Source organism: Pseudorhizobium endolithicum (assembly GCF_902153245.2).
Lineage (GTDB): Bacteria > Pseudomonadota > Alphaproteobacteria > Rhizobiales > Rhizobiaceae > Neorhizobium > Neorhizobium endolithicum.
Genome location: NZ_CABFWF030000019.1, coordinates 1 through 17,997, shown reverse-complemented (window position 1 = coordinate 17,997; position 17,997 = coordinate 1). Strand labels below are relative to the sequence as shown.

Annotated in this window: 14 protein-coding genes, 1 tRNA gene and 1 pseudogene; 15 read left to right on the top strand and 1 reads right to left on the bottom strand. The window is 60.6% G+C overall.

Annotated features, from left to right (window positions below):
* From RTCK_RS20640 to RTCK_RS20590, 11 genes are all read left to right on the top strand, one after another.
* Positions 1-153, top strand: a 153-nt coding sequence (locus RTCK_RS20640) for an EF-Tu C-terminal domain-related protein (RefSeq protein ID WP_456239064.1), incomplete at its 5' end; no start/stop codon positions are given.
* A 219-nt stretch (positions 154-372) separates the two neighbouring features.
* A tRNA-Trp gene (locus tag RTCK_RS20635) sits at positions 373-448 on the top strand.
* 194 nt (positions 449-642) lie between these two features.
* Positions 643-843, top strand: a complete 201-nt coding sequence (secE, locus tag RTCK_RS20630) for a preprotein translocase subunit SecE (RefSeq protein ID WP_142520924.1) — start codon at positions 643-645, stop codon at positions 841-843.
* A gap of 14 nt (positions 844-857) precedes the next feature.
* Positions 858-1,388 (top strand): transcription termination/antitermination protein NusG, encoded by a 531-nt coding sequence (nusG, locus tag RTCK_RS20625; RefSeq protein WP_142520923.1) that lies wholly within the window; start codon positions 858-860, stop codon positions 1,386-1,388.
* Between the two features lie 146 nt (positions 1,389-1,534).
* A complete protein-coding gene (rplK, locus tag RTCK_RS20620; protein ID WP_142520922.1) occupies positions 1,535-1,966 on the top strand; it encodes a 50S ribosomal protein L11 in 432 nt (143 codons plus the stop codon).
* A 2-nt stretch (positions 1,967-1,968) separates the two neighbouring features.
* On the top strand, positions 1,969-2,664 hold the full coding sequence (rplA, locus tag RTCK_RS20615) for a 50S ribosomal protein L1 (RefSeq protein WP_142594263.1): 696 nt from the start codon (positions 1,969-1,971) through the stop codon (positions 2,662-2,664).
* Between the two features lie 337 nt (positions 2,665-3,001).
* Entirely contained in the window at positions 3,002-3,520 is a 519-nt protein-coding gene (gene rplJ / locus RTCK_RS20610; protein WP_142520919.1) for a 50S ribosomal protein L10, read from the top strand.
* A 60-nt stretch (positions 3,521-3,580) separates the two neighbouring features.
* Positions 3,581-3,961, top strand: a complete 381-nt coding sequence (gene rplL, locus RTCK_RS20605) for a 50S ribosomal protein L7/L12 (protein ID WP_142520918.1) — start codon at positions 3,581-3,583, stop codon at positions 3,959-3,961.
* A 249-nt stretch (positions 3,962-4,210) separates the two neighbouring features.
* Entirely contained in the window at positions 4,211-8,344 is a 4,134-nt protein-coding gene (gene rpoB, locus RTCK_RS20600) for a DNA-directed RNA polymerase subunit beta (RefSeq protein WP_142594262.1), read from the top strand.
* A 187-nt stretch (positions 8,345-8,531) separates the two neighbouring features.
* Positions 8,532-12,740 (top strand): DNA-directed RNA polymerase subunit beta', encoded by a 4,209-nt coding sequence (gene rpoC / locus RTCK_RS20595; protein ID WP_142520916.1) that lies wholly within the window; start codon positions 8,532-8,534, stop codon positions 12,738-12,740.
* Positions 12,741-12,903: 163 nt separating this feature from the next.
* Positions 12,904-13,965 (top strand): cytochrome-c peroxidase, encoded by a 1,062-nt coding sequence (locus RTCK_RS20590; RefSeq protein ID WP_142520915.1) that lies wholly within the window; start codon positions 12,904-12,906, stop codon positions 13,963-13,965.
* Positions 13,966-14,022: 57 nt separating this feature from the next.
* Here RTCK_RS20590 and RTCK_RS20585 read toward each other — a convergent pair whose 3' ends face one another.
* Positions 14,023-14,319 carry a transcriptional regulator gene (locus tag RTCK_RS20585; RefSeq protein ID WP_142520914.1) on the bottom strand — a complete coding sequence of 99 codons (297 nt, stop codon included), beginning with the start codon at positions 14,317-14,319 and terminating at the stop codon, positions 14,023-14,025.
* A gap of 478 nt (positions 14,320-14,797) precedes the next feature.
* Between RTCK_RS20585 and rpsL the strand changes: the two genes are divergently transcribed.
* The 4 genes and pseudogenes from rpsL to RTCK_RS20565 all read left to right on the top strand — a co-directional run.
* Positions 14,798-15,169 carry a 30S ribosomal protein S12 gene (gene rpsL, locus RTCK_RS20580; RefSeq protein ID WP_003507760.1) on the top strand — a complete coding sequence of 124 codons (372 nt, stop codon included), beginning with the start codon at positions 14,798-14,800 and terminating at the stop codon, positions 15,167-15,169.
* Between the two features lie 81 nt (positions 15,170-15,250).
* The gene (gene rpsG / locus RTCK_RS20575; protein ID WP_142520913.1) at positions 15,251-15,721 is read left to right on the top strand and encodes a 30S ribosomal protein S7; all 471 of its coding nucleotides are present in this window, start codon (positions 15,251-15,253) and stop codon (positions 15,719-15,721) included.
* A gap of 33 nt (positions 15,722-15,754) precedes the next feature.
* Entirely contained in the window at positions 15,755-17,854 is a 2,100-nt protein-coding gene (fusA, locus tag RTCK_RS20570; protein WP_142520912.1) for an elongation factor G, read from the top strand.
* A 64-nt stretch (positions 17,855-17,918) separates the two neighbouring features.
* Positions 17,919-17,997 (top strand): annotated as a pseudogene (locus RTCK_RS20565) (GTP-binding protein); the annotation flags it as partial.

The following is a 17,997-nucleotide window of genomic DNA, read 5'->3' as shown; positions in this document are numbered from 1 at the left end:
CCGGAAGGCACGGCAATGGTTATGCCGGGCGACAACGTGACGGTTGACGTCGAGCTGATCGTTCCGATCGCGATGGAAGAGAAGCTGCGCTTCGCGATCCGCGAAGGCGGCCGCACCGTCGGCGCCGGCATCGTCGCTTCGATCGTCGAGTAATCGGCTTCTCCCGCAAGGGAGCAGCAGGCCCCCGTCGGAAACGGCGGGGGCTTTTCCGTTTTACGGCCTGCGGGAAGATGGTCTCTAGGCGGTGACACCGCGCCCGCCGATCAAAGTCCTCAGGCAGTACTTTTTCCGCCGATTAGTGCTTGTCATCGCCGGGCAAGTTGAATATGAAGCCGCGTGTTCCGGCGGCGCTCAAGCGTTGCGGAATCGTGAAGGGGTATAGCTCAGTTGGTAGAGCGGCGGTCTCCAAAACCGCAGGTCGGGGGTTCGAGCCCCTCTGCCCCTGCCAGTCCTTCTTGTTGCGCGCTGCGGTTCGCTGCGGCATCGAAGGGCGGGGCCATCGGCCGGAAAGGCTGATGTTTTCATCGGGCATCGATTTCCTCTTGTTAAAGCGGGAATGGATGTTTATGTAGGGCAAAACAGACACGCGGTGCGTGGGGCTGAACGAGATCAGCTTTACGTGCCGTAATGGCGTGGACATCGATGGCTTCCAAGACCAACCCAGTACAGTTTCTGCAGCAGGTTCGCTCGGAAGCATCCAAGATTACATGGCCGTCGCGCCGCGAGACGATGATCTCCACCGCAATGGTCCTGCTGATGGTCATTTTCGCTGCGCTGTTTTTCTTTGCTGCTGACCAGCTTATCGGCTGGCTGATCGGCCTCGTGCTGAACGTCGGCAACTGATTGTGGAGATGAAGATGGCGGCGCGTTGGTACATCGTCCACGCATATTCGAATTTTGAGAAGAAGGTCGCAGAGGACATCGAGAACAAGGCGCGCCAGAAGGGCCTTGACCATCTCTTCGAGAAGATCCTGGTGCCGACCGAGAAGGTGGTCGAGGTCCGTCGCGGCCGCAAGGTGGATTCCGAGCGCAAGTTCTTCCCCGGCTATGTGCTGGTGCGGGCGAACCTCACCGACGAAGCCTACCACCTGATCAAGAATACGCCGAAGGTGACCGGATTCCTCGGTTCCGATTCGAAGCCAGTTCCGATCCCGGACTTCGAGGCCGAGCGCATCCTGGGTCAGGTTCAGGAAGGTGTCGAGCGGCCGAAGTCCTCGATCAGCTTCGAGATCGGCGAGCAGGTTCGGGTGTCCGACGGGCCGTTCGCCTCGTTCAACGGCGTCGTGCAGGATGTTGACGAGGAGCGCTCGCGTCTCAAGGTCGAGGTGTCGATCTTCGGGCGCGCCACCCCGGTCGAACTGGAATACGGTCAGGTCGAAAAGGTCTGATCGGAAAGGGAGGGAGACCTCCCGATACGCGTGGGAGACGGCGGCCTGAAGCCGGGCCTTAACCGGACGCACCACGCAACCGCAGCCGCCGGCATGGCCGGCAATCGTCGGCCGGATATCCGGCCAGAGTAGAAAGGCAGAGAGAAATGGCTAAGAAGGTAGCAGGCCAGCTCAAGCTGCAGGTCAAGGCAGGATCGGCGAACCCGTCCCCGCCGATTGGCCCCGCACTTGGTCAGCGTGGCATTAACATCATGGAATTCTGCAAGGCGTTCAATGCCGCCACGCAGGAAATGGAAAAGGGGATGCCGATTCCGTGCGTCATCACCTATTACCAGGACAAGTCCTTCACCTTCGCGATGAAGCAGCCGCCGGTCACCTACTGGCTGAAGAAGGAAGCGAAGATCCAGTCCGGTTCCAAGACGCCCGGCAAGGGCGGCAAGGCCGGCACCATCACCAAGGCTCAGGTGCGTTCGATCGCTGAAGCCAAGATGAAGGATCTCAACGCAGCCGATATCGAAGGCGCAATGGCAATGGTCGAGGGCTCTGCCCGGTCCATGGGCCTGGAAGTGGTGGCTTGATCATGGCTAAGCTTGCAAAGCGTATTCAGAAGATCCGTGAAGGCATCGATCCGACCAAGCTGGTCGCGCTGACCGATGCGATTTCCCTGGTCAAGGAGCGGGCGACCGCGAAGTTCGACGAAACCGTCGAAATCGCGATGAACCTCGGCGTTGATCCCCGTCATGCCGACCAGATGGTTCGTGGCGTGGTGAACCTGCCGAACGGCACGGGCCGTGACGTCCGCGTCGCCGTCTTCGCTCGCGGTGCCAAGGCTGACGAAGCCAAGGCTGCCGGCGCCGACATCGTCGGTGCGGAAGACCTGCTGGAGATCGTCCAGGGCGGCAAGATCGATTTCGATCGCTGCATCGCCACCCCTGACATGATGCCGCTGGTCGGCCGTCTCGGGAAGGTGCTCGGCCCGCGTGGCATGATGCCGAACCCGAAGGTCGGCACGGTCACCATGGACGTTGCGGGTGCCGTCAAGGCCTCCAAGGGCGGTGCCGTCGAATTCCGTGTCGAGAAGGCTGGTATCGTCCATGCCGGCATCGGCAAGGCGTCCTTCGACGCCAAGGCGCTCGAAGAGAACATCAAGGCCTTTGCCGACGCCGTCGTCAAGGCAAAGCCGGCCGGTGCCAAGGGCAACTACGTCAAGCGCGTAGCGATCTCCTCGACCATGGGCCCGGGCGTCAAGATCGACCCGTCGACCGTCACGGCCTGATCACGAATTCCCGGGCTTGCCCGGGCTAGCAAGAATTCCCGGTCCCTTGGGGCCGGGAATGTCCAGGGAAACCTGGATTTCCTGTCCGAGATTGCAGGTGGTTCGACCTTAATCACTTTGCCTGCATGAGACGGGTAAGAACGGATTTCATCTCGGACTTCGGTGTCCGGATGTTCGGTTCGAGCCTTGTGTGCCTTGTGCCTGGAGCCGCTTCGGCGACAGAGCGAGGGGACAGGATCCTCAAGCGTCGCTTGGGATCTTGAATGAGAGATCCCTTGGGGCAAAGGCAAACCGATGGGGCCTGCAGGATTGCGGTCCCGTCAACTGGAGACAGACAGTGGAAAGAGCGGAAAAGCGCGAATTCGTCACGGAGCTGAACGAAGTCTTCAAGGCTTCCGGTTCGGTTGTCGTGGCCCACTATGCTGGTGTCACAGTTGCGCAAATGAACGACTTCCGTTCGAAGATGCGCGCTGCTGGCGGCACCGTCAAAGTCGCGAAGAACCGTCTGGCCAAGATCGCTCTTCAGGGCACGGAGTCGGAAGGGATGTCGGACCTGTTTAAGGGTCAGACACTCATTGCTTACAGCAATGACCCGATCACCGCTCCTAAGGTTGTCTCGGACTTCGCCAAGACCAACGACAAGGTCGTTATTCTCGGCGGCGCCATGGGATCGACCACGCTTAACGCGGAAGGCGTCAAGTCGCTTGCGACCCTGCCTTCGCTGGACGAACTGCGCGCGAAGCTGCTGGGTATGATTCAGACCCCGGCAACCCGCATTGCAGGCGTCGTTCAGGCACCGGCAGGCCAGCTTGCCCGCGTTTTTGCGGCCTATGCAAAGAAGGACGAAGCCGCGTAAGGCGGTTTTTCGCTGTAGAAATCAAACCAGTTCGAACCGAATACAAAAGGAACTAGTAAAATGGCTGATCTCGCAAAGATCGTTGAAGACCTCTCCGCCCTGACCGTCCTGGAAGCTGCTGAGCTGTCCAAGATGCTCGAAGAGAAGTGGGGCGTTTCCGCTGCTGCTCCGGTAGCTGTTGCTGCCGCTGGCGGTGCTGCTGGCGCTGCTGCTCCGGCTGAAGAAGAAAAGACCGAGTTCGACGTCATCCTCACGGACGCTGGCGCCAACAAGATCAACGTCATCAAGGAAGTCCGCGGCATCACCGGCCTCGGCCTCAAGGAAGCCAAGGACCTGGTCGAAGGCGCTCCGAAGCCGGTCAAGGAAGGCGTATCCAAGGCTGAAGCCGCTGACCTCAAGAAGAAGCTTGAGGAAGCCGGCGCCAAGGTCGACGTCAAGTAATCTGGAATACGGCGGGAGAGGGCGCCAATCCTCTCCCATCGCTCATTCCCTTTGAACTTTTTACCCAAAAGCCCGTGAAACGGCTTTTGGGTAATGGGTTCTCAAGAGGATGGTCCCCCCTTGAGGCGATCGGCACTCCGGCCGGCGGCTCGGGAAGAGGGACGAGATTGACGCCCATGTTCGACGGGATCGACTGGCCAGCGAGACCCGTCCGTTGCAGGCCCGGATGCATTTTTTGAAGGAGCGACGATGGCTCAGACCCTTTCGTTCAATGGTCGCAGGCGCGTACGCAAGTTTTTTGGTAAAATCCCCGAAGTCACAGAGATGCCGAACCTCATCGAGGTTCAGAAGGCATCCTACGATCAGTTCCTCATGGTGGAGGAGCCCGAGGGTGGTCGTCCTGACGAGGGACTGAACGCCGTCTTCAAGTCGGTCTTCCCGATCACCGATTTCTCCGGCGCTTCCATGCTGGAATTCGTCTCCTACGAATTCGAGCCGCCGAAGTTCGACGTCGAGGAATGCCGCCAGCGCGACCTGACCTATGCGGCACCGCTGAAGGTGACGCTTCGCCTGATCGTGTTCGATATCGACGAGGATACCGGCGCGAAGTCCATTAAGGACATCAAGGAACAGTCCGTCTACATGGGCGACATGCCTCTGATGACCGACAATGGGACGTTCATCGTGAACGGCACCGAGCGCGTCATCGTGTCCCAGATGCACCGCTCGCCGGGCGTCTTCTTCGACCACGACAAGGGCAAGAGTCATTCTTCCGGCAAGCTGCTCTTCGCTGCCCGCGTGATCCCGTATCGCGGTTCCTGGCTCGACATCGAGTTCGACGCCAAGGATATCGTCTATGCCCGAATCGACCGTCGCCGCAAGATTCCGGTGACGTCGCTCTTGATGGCGCTCGGCATGGACGGCGAGGACATCCTGTCCACCTTCTACACGAAGTCCGACTATGTGCGTGACGGCGACGGCTGGCGCATTCCGTTCCAGCCCGAGACGCTGAAGGGTGCCAAGGCGCTCTCCGACATGATCGACGCGGATACCGGCGAAGTCGTGGTGGAAGCGGGCAAGAAGCTGACCCCGCGCCTTCTCCGCCAGTTGACGGACAAGGGCCTGAAGGCGCTCAAGGCCTCCAACGACGACCTCTATGGCAACTACCTCGCCGAAGACATCGTCAACGTCGAGACCGGCGAGATCTATCTCGAGGCGGGCGACGAGATCGACGAGAAGACGCTTCCGGTGATCCTGGATGCGGGCTTTACCGAAATCCCGGTTCTCGGCATCGACCACATCAACGTCGGCGCCTACATCCGCAACACGCTCTCGGCGGACAAGAACGAGAACCGCCAGGACGCGCTCTTCGACATCTACCGCGTCATGCGTCCGGGCGAGCCGCCGACCATGGAATCGGCGGAAGCCATGTTCAACTCGCTGTTCTTCGATGCGGAGCGCTACGACCTCTCCGCCGTCGGCCGCGTGAAGATGAACATGCGTCTCGATCTCGACGCTCCGGACACCGTCCGCACGCTGCGCAAGGAAGACATCCTGGCCGTGGTCAAGATGCTGGTCGAACTGCGCGACGGCAAGGGCGAGATCGACGATATCGACAACCTCGGCAACCGCCGTGTCCGCTCGGTCGGCGAACTGATGGAGAACCAGTATCGCCTTGGCCTGCTCCGCATGGAGCGCGCGATCAAGGAGCGCATGTCGTCGATCGAGATCGATACCGTCATGCCGCAGGATCTGATCAACGCCAAGCCGGCCGCCGCTGCCGTGCGTGAGTTCTTCGGCTCCTCGCAGTTGTCGCAGTTCATGGACCAGGTGAACCCGCTCTCGGAAATCACCCACAAGCGCCGTCTTTCGGCCCTTGGTCCGGGTGGCCTCACCCGTGAGCGCGCAGGCTTCGAAGTCCGCGACGTTCACCCGACCCATTACGGCCGTATCTGCCCGATCGAGACGCCGGAAGGCCCGAACATCGGTCTGATCAACTCGCTTGCAACCTTCGCCCGCGTCAACAAGTACGGATTCATCGAAAGTCCGTACCGCAAGATCGTGGACGGCAAGGTCACCAACGACGTGCTTTACCTCTCCGCCATGGAAGAGGCGAAGTACTACGTCGCGCAGGCGAACGCGCCGCTGAACGAGGACGGCTCGTTCTCCGAAGAGTTCGTGGTCTGCCGTCATGCCGGCGAAGTGATGCTGTCGCCGCGGGAAACCATCAACCTGATGGACGTCTCGCCGAAGCAGCTCGTTTCGGTCGCAGCCGCGCTGATCCCGTTCCTGGAAAACGACGACGCCAACCGCGCCCTCATGGGCTCGAACATGCAGCGCCAGGCCGTTCCGCTGGTCCGTGCCGAAGCGCCGTTCGTCGGCACCGGCATGGAGCCGGTCGTGGCTCGTGACTCCGGCGCTGCCATCGCCGCACGCCGCGGCGGGGTGGTCGACCAGGTGGACGCGACGCGTATCGTTATCCGCGCCACGGAAGATCTCGAAGCCGGCAAGTCCGGCGTCGACATCTACCGCCTGCAGAAGTTCCAGCGTTCCAACCAAAACACCTGCGTCAACCAGCGTCCGCTGGTCGCCGTCGGCGACGTTCTGAACAAGGGCGACATCATCGCGGACGGTCCGTCGACCGACCTCGGCGACCTGGCTCTCGGCCGCAACGCGCTCGTCGCGTTCATGCCCTGGAACGGCTACAACTACGAAGACTCGATCCTGCTCTCCGAGCGCATCGTGTCGGACGACGTGTTCACATCCATTCACATCGAGGAATTCGAAGTGATGGCGCGTGACACCAAGCTTGGTCCGGAAGAAATCACGCGCGACATCCCGAACGTATCGGAAGAAGCGCTGAAGAACCTCGATGAAGCGGGTATCGTCTACATCGGTGCTGAGGTTCAGCCGGGCGACATCCTCGTCGGCAAGATCACGCCGAAGGGCGAAAGCCCGATGACGCCGGAAGAAAAGCTTCTGCGCGCCATCTTCGGTGAAAAGGCCTCCGACGTCCGCGACACCTCCATGCGCATGCCTCCGGGCACGTTCGGCACGGTCGTCGAAGTTCGCGTCTTCAACCGCCACGGCGTGGAGAAGGACGAGCGCGCGATGGCGATCGAGCGCGAGGAAATCGAGCGTCTTGCCAAGGACCGCGACGACGAGCAGGCGATCCTCGACCGTAACGTCTACGGCCGCCTGATCGAGATGCTGCGCGGGCAGAAGTCCGTCGCAGGTCCGAAGGGCTTCAAGAAGGGCGTCGACCTCTCCAACAATGTGGTCTCGGAATATCCGCGGTCGCAGTGGTGGATGTTCGCCGTCGAGGACGAGAAGGTCCAGGCCGAGATCGAAGCCCTGCGGGCCCAGTACGACGAGTCCAAGTCGCGCCTTGAGCAGCGCTTCATGGACAAGGTCGAGAAGGTCCAGCGCGGCGACGAAATGCCTCCGGGCGTCATGAAGATGGTCAAGGTCTTCGTCGCTGTGAAGCGCAAGATCCAGCCGGGCGACAAGATGGCCGGCCGTCACGGCAACAAGGGTGTCGTGTCGCGCATCGTTCCGGTCGAGGACATGCCGTTCCTCGAAGACGGCACGCATGTCGACATCGTCCTGAACCCGCTCGGCGTGCCGTCGCGCATGAACGTCGGCCAGATCCTCGAGACGCACCTGGCCTGGGCTTGCGCCGGAATGGGCAAGCGCATCGGCGAGATGCTCGAAGAGTACAAGAAGTCGAACGACATCACCGACCTGAAGCGCGAGCTGAGGGAAACCTACGCCAGCATGGCCAATGACGAGGTGGCAAACTTCGACGATGAGTCGCTTGTTCGTCTCGCCGAGCAGTCCAAGCGTGGCGTGTCGATTGCGACGCCGGTCTTCGACGGTGCGCATGAGCCTGATGTTGCGGCGATGCTGAAGAAGGCGGGGCTCCATGAGTCCGGTCAGTCGGTCCTCTACGATGGCCGGACTGGCGAAGCCTTCGACCGCAAGGTCACCGTGGGCTACATGTACATGATCAAGTTGAACCACCTTGTGGACGACAAGATCCACGCCCGTTCGATCGGCCCGTACTCGCTCGTCACCCAGCAGCCGCTTGGTGGTAAGGCGCAGTTCGGCGGCCAGCGCTTCGGCGAAATGGAGGTCTGGGCTCTGGAAGCCTATGGTGCCGCCTACACGCTGCAGGAAATGCTGACCGTGAAGTCGGACGACGTAGCCGGCCGTACCAAGGTCTACGAGGCGATCGTCCGCGGCGACGACACCTTCGAGGCGGGCATTCCGGAGAGCTTCAACGTTCTCGTCAAGGAAATGCGGTCGCTGGGCCTGTCCGTCGAGCTCGAGAACTCGAAGGTCGACGAGGCTGCCGCAGCGCTGCCGGACGCAGCCGAATAATCTCCGACAGGGCGCGCGCGGTATTGCTGCGCGCGCCTGTCCCTCGCCCGGACGGAACAGGAAGGGCAGGGGAAGTTTCGCCGCATTTCGCGGCTAAGACCGTTTTTGAGCGTCGGATCCGCCGCCCCGGGAATGAGGTGGGTCACGATCGCAAGCTGAGGGCTCCTCGCCCCATAAGGAGATAGGCATGAACCAAGAGGTCATGAATCTTTTCAACCCGCAGGTGCCGGCACAGCACTTCGATTCGATCCGTATTTCGATCGCGTCCCCTGAGAAGATTCTCTCCTGGTCCTACGGCGAAATCAAAAAGCCGGAGACCATCAACTACCGTACGTTCAAGCCTGAGCGTGACGGTCTCTTCTGCGCGCGCATCTTTGGCCCGATCAAGGACTACGAGTGCCTGTGCGGCAAGTACAAGCGCATGAAGTACAAGGGCATCATCTGCGAAAAGTGCGGCGTCGAAGTCACGCTGTCGCGCGTCCGCCGCGAACGCATGGGTCACATCGAGCTGGCCGCTCCGGTTGCCCACATCTGGTTCCTGAAGTCGCTTCCGTCCCGTATCGCCACCCTTCTGGATATGACCCTGAAGGATGTCGAACGCGTTCTCTATTTCGAGAACTACATCGTGACGGAGCCGGGCCTGACCTCGCTCAAGGAGAACCAGCTTCTCTCGGAAGAAGAGTATATGATCGCCGTCGACGAGTTCGGCGAGGATCAGTTCACCGCGATGATCGGCGCGGAAGCGATCTATGAGATGCTCGCATCGATGAACCTCGACAAGATTGCGGGCGACCTTCGCGCCGAGCTTGCCGAGACGACGTCGGATTTGAAGCAGAAGAAGCTGATGAAGCGGCTGAAGATCGTCGAGAACTTCATTGAATCCGGCAACCGCCCGGAATGGATGATCATGAAGGTCGTTCCGGTGATCCCGCCGGACCTGCGTCCGCTGGTTCCGCTCGATGGTGGCCGTTTCGCAACCTCCGACCTGAACGATCTCTATCGTCGCGTCATCAACCGTAACAACCGTCTGAAGCGCCTGATCGAACTGCGCGCTCCGGGCATCATCATCCGCAACGAAAAGCGCATGCTGCAGGAATCTGTCGATGCGCTGTTCGACAACGGCCGCCGCGGCCGTGTGATCACCGGCGCCAACAAGCGTCCGCTGAAGTCGCTCTCCGACATGCTGAAGGGCAAGCAGGGCCGCTTCCGCCAGAACCTGCTCGGCAAGCGCGTCGACTATTCCGGCCGTTCGGTCATCGTGACGGGTCCGGAACTCAAGCTGCACCAGTGCGGCCTGCCGAAGAAGATGGCGCTCGAGCTCTTCAAGCCGTTCATCTACGCACGTCTTGACGCGAAGGGTTATTCCTCGACCGTCAAGCAGGCCAAGAAACTGGTCGAGAAGGAAAAGCCGGAAGTCTGGGATATCCTCGACGAGGTCATCCGCGAGCATCCGGTTCTCCTGAACCGTGCGCCGACGCTGCACCGCCTGGGTATCCAGGCCTTCGAACCAATCCTGGTCGAAGGTAAGGCCATCCAGTTGCACCCGCTCGTCTGCACGGCCTTCAACGCCGACTTCGACGGCGACCAGATGGCCGTGCACGTGCCGCTGTCGCTCGAAGCCCAACTCGAAGCCCGCGTGCTGATGATGTCGACCAACAACATCCTGCATCCGGCAAACGGCGCGCCGATCATCGTTCCTTCGCAGGACATGGTTCTCGGCCTCTACTACCTGTCGATTCAGAACCAGAACGAGCCGGGTGAGGGCATGGTCTTCTCAGACATGGGCGAACTGCACCATGCGCTCGAGAACAAGGTCGTCACCCTGCACGCCAAGATCAAGGGCCGCTACAAGACGGTCGACGAGAACGGCAACCCGGTCTCGAAGATCTACGAGACCACGCCCGGCCGGATGATTATCGGCGAACTTCTGCCGAAGAATCCGAACGTGCCGTTCGACATCTGCAACCAGGAAATGACCAAGAAGAACATCTCGAAGATGATCGACACGGTCTACCGTCACTGCGGCCAGAAGGACACGGTGATCTTCTGCGACCGGATCATGCAGCTTGGCTTCACCAACGCCTGCAAGGCCGGCATTTCCTTCGGCAAGGATGACATGATCATCCCGGAAACCAAGGCGAAGATCGTCGGTGACACCGAAGCCCTGGTGAAGGAATACGAGCAGCAGTACAACGACGGCCTGATCACCCAGGGTGAGAAGTACAACAAGGTTGTCGACGCCTGGGGCAAGGCGACCGAAAAGGTCGCCGAAGAGATGATGGCCCGCATTAAGGCCGTCGAGTTCGATCCGGAAACCGGTCGTCAGAAGCCGATGAACTCGATCTACATGATGTCTCACTCGGGCGCCCGCGGTTCTCCGAACCAGATGCGCCAGCTGGGCGGTATGCGCGGCCTGATGGCCAAGCCGTCGGGCGAGATCATCGAGACGCCGATCATCTCGAACTTCAAGGAAGGCCTGACCGTGAACGAGTACTTCAACTCGACTCACGGTGCCCGTAAGGGTCTCGCAGACACCGCCCTGAAGACGGCAAACTCGGGCTACCTGACCCGTCGTCTCGTCGACGTCGCGCAGGATTGCATCGTCGTGACCCCGGACTGCGGCACCGAGCGTGGCTTGACCATGACGGCGATCGTGGATGCCGGACAGGTCGTTGCATCGCTGGGCGCTCGCATCCTGGGCCGTACAGCGCTGGACGACATCGACAACCCGGTCACCGGCGAGAACATCGTCAAGGCTGGCGAGATGATCCTGGAGCCGCATGTCGTCGACATCGAGAAGGCGGGTATCCAGTCCGTTCGCATCCGCTCGGCACTGACCTGCGAAGTCCAGACGGGCGTCTGCTCGGTCTGCTACGGCCGCGACCTTGCTCGCGGTACGCCGGTCAACATGGGCGAAGCGGTCGGCGTCATCGCGGCTCAGTCGATCGGGGAGCCGGGCACCCAGCTCACCATGCGTACCTTCCACCTGGGTGGTACGGCGACGGTGGTCGACCAGTCGTTCCTGGAAGCCTCCTATGAGGGCACGGTGCAGATCAAGAACCGCAACATCCTCCGCAATTCGGAAGGTGTTCTGGTGGCGATGGGCCGCAACATGGCCATCACCATTCTTGACGAGCGCGGTGTCGAGCGGTCGTCCCAGCGGGTTGCCTATGGCTCCAAGCTGTTCGTGGATGACGGCGACAAGGTGAAGCGTGGCCAGCGTCTGGCGGAATGGGACCCCTATACCCGCCCGATGATGACGGAAGTCGAAGGTACCGTTCAGTTCGAAGACGTGGTCGACTCGATCTCCGTCTCCGAGTCCACGGATGAATCGACCGGCATCACCAAGCGTCAGGTCATCGACTGGCGTTCGACTCCGCGCGGAGCGGACCTCAAGCCGGCGATCGTCATCAAGGACGCATCGGGCAACATCATGAAGCTCGCCCGTGGTGGCGAAGCCCGCTTCATGCTGTCGGTCGACGCGATCCTGTCGGTCGAGCCCGGCCAGAAGGTCAGCCAGGGTGACGTCCTTGCGCGTGTTCCGATGGAAAGTGCCAAGACGAAGGATATCACCGGTGGTCTGCCGCGCGTCGCTGAACTCTTCGAAGCACGCCGTCCGAAGGACCATGCCATCATCGCAGAGATCGATGGTACGATCCGCCTCGGCCGCGACTACAAGAACAAGCGTCGCGTGATGATCGAGCCGGCGGAAGACGGTGTCGAGCCGGTCGAGTACCTGATCCCGAAGGGCAAGCCCTTCCATCTTCAGGATGGCGACTACATCGAGAAGGGCGACTACATCCTCGACGGCAATCCTGCGCCGCACGACATCCTGGCGATCAAGGGCGTGGAGGCTCTCGCCTCCTACCTCGTCAACGAGATCCAGGAAGTCTACCGACTGCAGGGCGTTGTCATCAACGACAAGCACATCGAGGTGATCGTCCGCCAGATGCTGCAGAAGGTGGAAATCACCGATGCAGGCGACAGCCAGTACATCGTCGGCGACAATGTCGATCGTATCGAACTGGACGATATCAACGAGGTCCTGATCGAGGAAGGCAAGCGTCCGGCTGCGGGCGAGCCTGTTCTTCTCGGTATCACCAAGGCCTCGCTGCAGACGCCGTCGTTCATCTCGGCTGCATCCTTCCAGGAGACCACCAAGGTCCTCACGGAAGCTGCGATTGCGGGCAAGACCGACACGTTGCAGGGTCTCAAGGAGAACGTCATCGTCGGCCGCCTCATCCCGGCCGGTACCGGCGGTACCATGACGCAGATCCGCCGCATCGCCACCTCGCGCGACGACCTCATTATCGAGGAACGCCGCAAGAGCTCCGGTGCTTCGGCTGCGACGCCCATGCTGCAGGAACTGTCCGGCGAGAACACGCCGGCCGAGTGATCGCAGCCGGTGCGGCATGCCGCACCGCTTGCCGAATAATGAAGCGCCCGGACATGTCCGGGCGTTTTCGCGTTAGGGGTTGCTAATCTATTGACCTGCCGCAACGCGGTAGTTTTGAAAGCTTTTAAAAAGAGACTCGTTCAATCACGAACGGAGGCTCAAAATGAAAAAGCTCTTGTCGTCGGTCGCCCTTGGCGTCGTGCTGGCGACTGCCGCCGTTGCGGCCGAGCCGGTTCCCGAAAACCTGAGGGAAACCGCACTCGAACTCTTCAAACCGCTGCCATCGACGATCCCGTCGGTGAAGGACAACAAGATCACACCGGAAAAGATCGCGCTGGGTAAGGCACTGTTCTTTGATCCGCGCGTCTCGGCATCAGGTGTCTTCTCGTGCAACTCCTGCCATAATCTGGCAACGGGGGGGGACGACAACCTAGAAACCTCGATCGGCCACGGCTGGCAGAAGGGGCCCCGTAACTCGCCAACAGCGCTCAATGCTGTCTTCAACATCGCGCAGTTCTGGGACGGCCGCGCGGAAGATCTGAAGGCGCAGGCCAAGGGCCCCGTTCAGGCGGGGGTCGAAATGGCTAACACGCCGGACAACGTCATCGCAACGCTGAAGTCGATGCCCGACTACGTCACCTGGTTCAAGGAGGCGTTCCCCGATGAGGCCGATCCGGTTACCTTCGACAACTTCGCCAAGGCCATCGAGGCCTTCGAAGCCACGCTGATCACGCCGGCGCCGTTCGACGCCTTCCTCAACGGCGACGATGATGCGATGACCACCGAAGCCAAGCAGGGGCTTGCCCTGTTCATGGACAAGGGATGCTCGTCGTGCCATGCCGGCATCAATGTCGGCGGCGAGGGGTACTATCCCTTCGGACTGATCGAGAAGCCCGGTGCCGACGTGCTGCCGGAGAATGACAAGGGCCGGTTTGCGGTGACCAACACCGCCGACGACTCCTATGTCTTCCGCGCTGCGCCGCTGCGCAACATCGCGCTGACGGCTCCGTACTTCCATTCGGGAAAGGTATGGGATCTGAAGCAGGCGGTCGCAGTCATGGGCACGGCCCAACTGGGCGAGGAGTTGCAGGGTGAGGAGGTCGACCTCATCGTCGCATTCCTCAACTCGCTGACGGGCAAGATGCCGGAGGTCACCTATCCGATCCTCCCGGCCGAGACAGCCGAGACGCCGAAGCCGATCAGCGTCATCCCGACGTCCAACTAAGGGCCTGGGGGTAGGGAAGGGGCACCCGCCGGTTTGCCGGCGGGTGCCCCTCTTTTACTACTCGTCGAAGCGGATGATCGCCACTTCGCCTTCGAGCGCGCCCTGATAGGCAGAGGCATGCGGCTCCTCCACGGGCTCCTCCTGAAGCAGTCCGATCTGGTCCAGGTCGGCTTCGACGAAACCTTCCTCCGAAAGAGCGTTCAGCGCCTCGCGCACGGCGGAATCGTCGTCCGGGGCACGCAACAGGATGTGCATGTCGATGCCGGGACCGTCCTTCTGTTCGTAGGCCTTGCCGATGATGATGAACACCATGGGCCCTTCGAGGTTGTTGTCGTTGTCGGGATTGGTGATCATCGGATTCTCCATTGTTGCCGGATTCGGCCGCCATACTGGCGAACCGGAGGCATGGTCATTCGATTCCCTAGCCGGGATGCGGCGGCTTTCCAAGCTCCATTCCGACTCTTGCGGAATGGCTGCAGGTTTCTTAACTTTATGTCGCAGCCATTGATCCTGAAGGCCTCCCGCCCATTATTTTCCCCGTCGGTCTTGACGGGGAGGGGCTAAAACAGTAAACGCCGCTCCATCGGAAGCGACGTGAGGCTTGTCCGTCCGGAACGACTCGTCCCGGAGAACGTCTCAAACGCGGTTCCAGACGCACGTTGAAGACACGAATGCTGCACGCATGACGCATGAGGAATGCGTCCTCTGCCTTTTGTGGTCCATCCGGAGTTCGGGTAGGGCCACGTTTTGCGCATGAGGGTGTGTCGCCGCCGGAGACGGCATCAGATTGGCCCGAAAGGGTTTGGAAGAAGATTTTGCAAGGGATGGTTATATGCCTACCGTAAACCAGCTGATCCGTAAGCCGCGTCAGGCACAGGTAAAGCGCAACAAGGTTCCTGCTCTGCAGGAGAATCCGCAGAAGCGCGGCGTTTGCACCCGCGTCTACACCACGACCCCGAAGAAGCCGAACTCGGCACTTCGTAAGGTTGCCAAGATCCGTCTGACCAATGGCTTCGAAGTCATCGGCTACATTCCGGGCGAGGGCCACAACCTCCAGGAACACTCCGTGGTCATGATCCGCGGCGGCCGCGTCAAGGACTTGCCGGGTGTTCGCTACCACATCATCCGCGGCGTTCTCGATACCCAGGGTGTCAAGAACCGCAAGCAGCGCCGCTCCAAGTACGGTGCGAAGCGTCCGAAGTAATCCTTCGGGTTTCATCTTATTCGGCGCTGCGCGAGGTTCTCCGCGTGATAAAGCGCCTGCAACTTTTGAGAGACGAGCAGTATGTCCCGACGTCACAGTGCAGAAAAGCGTGAGATCAACCCGGACCCGAAGTTCGGCGATCTGATCGTCACCAAGTTCATGAATGCCATCATGCTCCACGGCAAGAAGTCCGTGGCTGAAGGTATTGTCTATGGCGCGTTCGACGCCGTGCAGAGCAAGGCAAAGCAGGAGCCCCTGGCAATCTTCCACCAGGCCCTCGACAACGTTGCTCCGCATGTTGAAGTCCGTTCGCGCCGCGTCGGTGGCGCTACCTATCAGGTTCCGGTCGATGTTCGTCCGGAGCGCCGTCAGGCTCTTGCAATCCGGTGGCTCATCGCCGCCGCCCGCAAGCGCAACGAAACCACGATGATCGATCGCCTTTCGGGTGAGTTGATGGATGCCGCCAACAACCGCGGCAGCGCCGTCAAGAAGCGTGAAGATACGCACAAGATGGCAGACGCCAACCGCGCCTTCTCGCATTACCGCTGGTAATCTTCATCCGATCGAATTTCGAAAGGCAGTCCTATGGCTCGCGAGTATAAAATCGAAGACTACCGCAATTTCGGCATCATGGCGCATATCGATGCCGGCAAGACGACGACGACCGAGCGCATCTTGTTCTACACCGGCAAGAACCACAAGATCGGCGAGACCCATGATGGCGCCTCGACGATGGACTGGATGGAGCAGGAGCAGGAGCGCGGCATCACCATCACGTCTGCTGCTACCACGACCTTCTGGAAGGGCCGTGACGGCAAGACCCGTCGCTTCAACATTATCGACACCCCCGGCCACGTCGACTTCACCATTGAAGTCGAGCGTTCGCTGCGCGTTCTCGACGGTGCCGTCGCGCTGCTCGACTCCAACGCCGGCGTGGAGCCGCAGACCGAAACCGTCTGGCGCCAGGCTGAGAAGTATCATGTTCCGCGCATGATCTTCTGCAACAAGATGGACAAGACCGGCGCGGACTTCTACCGCTGCCTGGACATGATCAAGTCCCGTCTGGGCGCGATCCCGGTTGCGATGCAGCTCCCGATCGGCGCTGAAACCGAGTTCAAGGGTGTTGTCGATCTCATCGAGATGAACGCACTTGTTTGGCGCGACGAGACGCTGGGTGCTCAGTGGGATGTTGTTGAGATCCCGGACGACCTGAAGGCAAAGGCAGAAGAATATCGCGAGAAGCTGATCGAGACTGTTGTCGAGATCGACGAAGAAGCGATGGAAGCCTATCTGAACGGCGACATGCCGGATAACGACAAGATTCGCGAACTGGTTCGCCGCGGCACGATCGACGTGAAGTTCCATCCGGTCTTCTGCGGTACCGCCTTCAAGAACAAGGGCGTTCAGCCGCTTCTGGACGCGGTCGTCGACTACCTGCCTTCGCCGGTCGATATTCCTGCGATCAAGGGCATCGACGTCAAGACCGAAGGCGAAATCGAGCGTCATGCTGACGACGCCGAGCCGCTGTCGATGCTGGCGTTCAAGATCATGAACGACCCCTTCGTCGGTTCGCTCACCTTTGCCCGTATCTATTCCGGCAAGCTCGAGAAGGGCTCGTCCGTCATGAACACGGTCAAGGACAAGCGCGAGCGCGTCGGCCGCATGTTGCAGATGCACTCCAACAGCCGTGAAGACATCGAGGAAGCCTTCGCTGGCGACATCGTTGCTCTTGCTGGGCTGAAGGAAACCACGACGGGCGACACGCTCTGCGATCCCCTTAAGCCGGTTATCCTTGAGCGCATGGAGTTCCCGGAGCCGGTCATTCAGATCGCGATCGAACCGAAGACCAAGGGCGACCAGGAAAAGATGGGCCTCGCTCTCAATCGCCTGGCAGCCGAGGATCCGTCCTTCCGCGTCAAGACCGACACCGAATCCGGCCAGACCATCATCGCCGGCATGGGCGAGCTTCACCTGGACATTCTCGTCGACCGCATGCGTCGCGAGTTCAAGGTCGAGGCAACCGTTGGCGCTCCGCAGGTTGCTTACCGCGAAACGATTACGCGCCAGCATGAAGAAGATTACACGCACAAGAAGCAGTCCGGTGGTACCGGCCAGTTTGCGCGCGTCAAGATCGTCTTCGAACCGAACCCGGATGGCGAAGATTTCGTGTTCGAGTCCAAGATTGTCGGTGGTGCTGTTCCGAAGGAATACATCCCGGGCGTTCAGAAGGGCATCGAAAGCGTCCTGTCCTCCGGCCCGCTGGCTGGCTTCCCGATGCTGGGCGTTAAGGCGACCCTCATCGATGGTGCCTTCCACGACGTCGACTCCTCGGTTCTCGCCTTCGAAATCGCGTCGCGTGCCTGCTTCCGTGAAGCAGCCAAGAAGGCCGGCGCGCAGCTCCTCGAGCCGATGATGAAGGTTGAGGTCGTTACGCCTGAGGATTACGTCGGTGACGTGATTGGTGACCTGAACTCCCGCCGCGGCCAGATCCAGGGCCAGGAACAGCGGGGCATCGCGATCGTCATCAACGCTCACGTGCCGCTGGCGAACATGTTCAAGTACGTTGACAGCCTGCGCTCCATGAGCCAGGGCCGCGCGCAGTACTCGATGGTCTTCGACCACTACGCTCCGGTACCGTCCAACGTGGCAACGGAAATCCAGGCAAAGTACTCCGGTCAGAAGTGACCGGGGTAACCCTCTGAACCCATAGAGAATTCTCCCGCAAGGGGCAAAGAACGGAGAGCCGGAAATGGCAAAGAGCAAGTTTGAGCGGACCAAGCCGCACGTCAACATCGGCACGATTGGTCACGTTGACCACGGCAAGACGT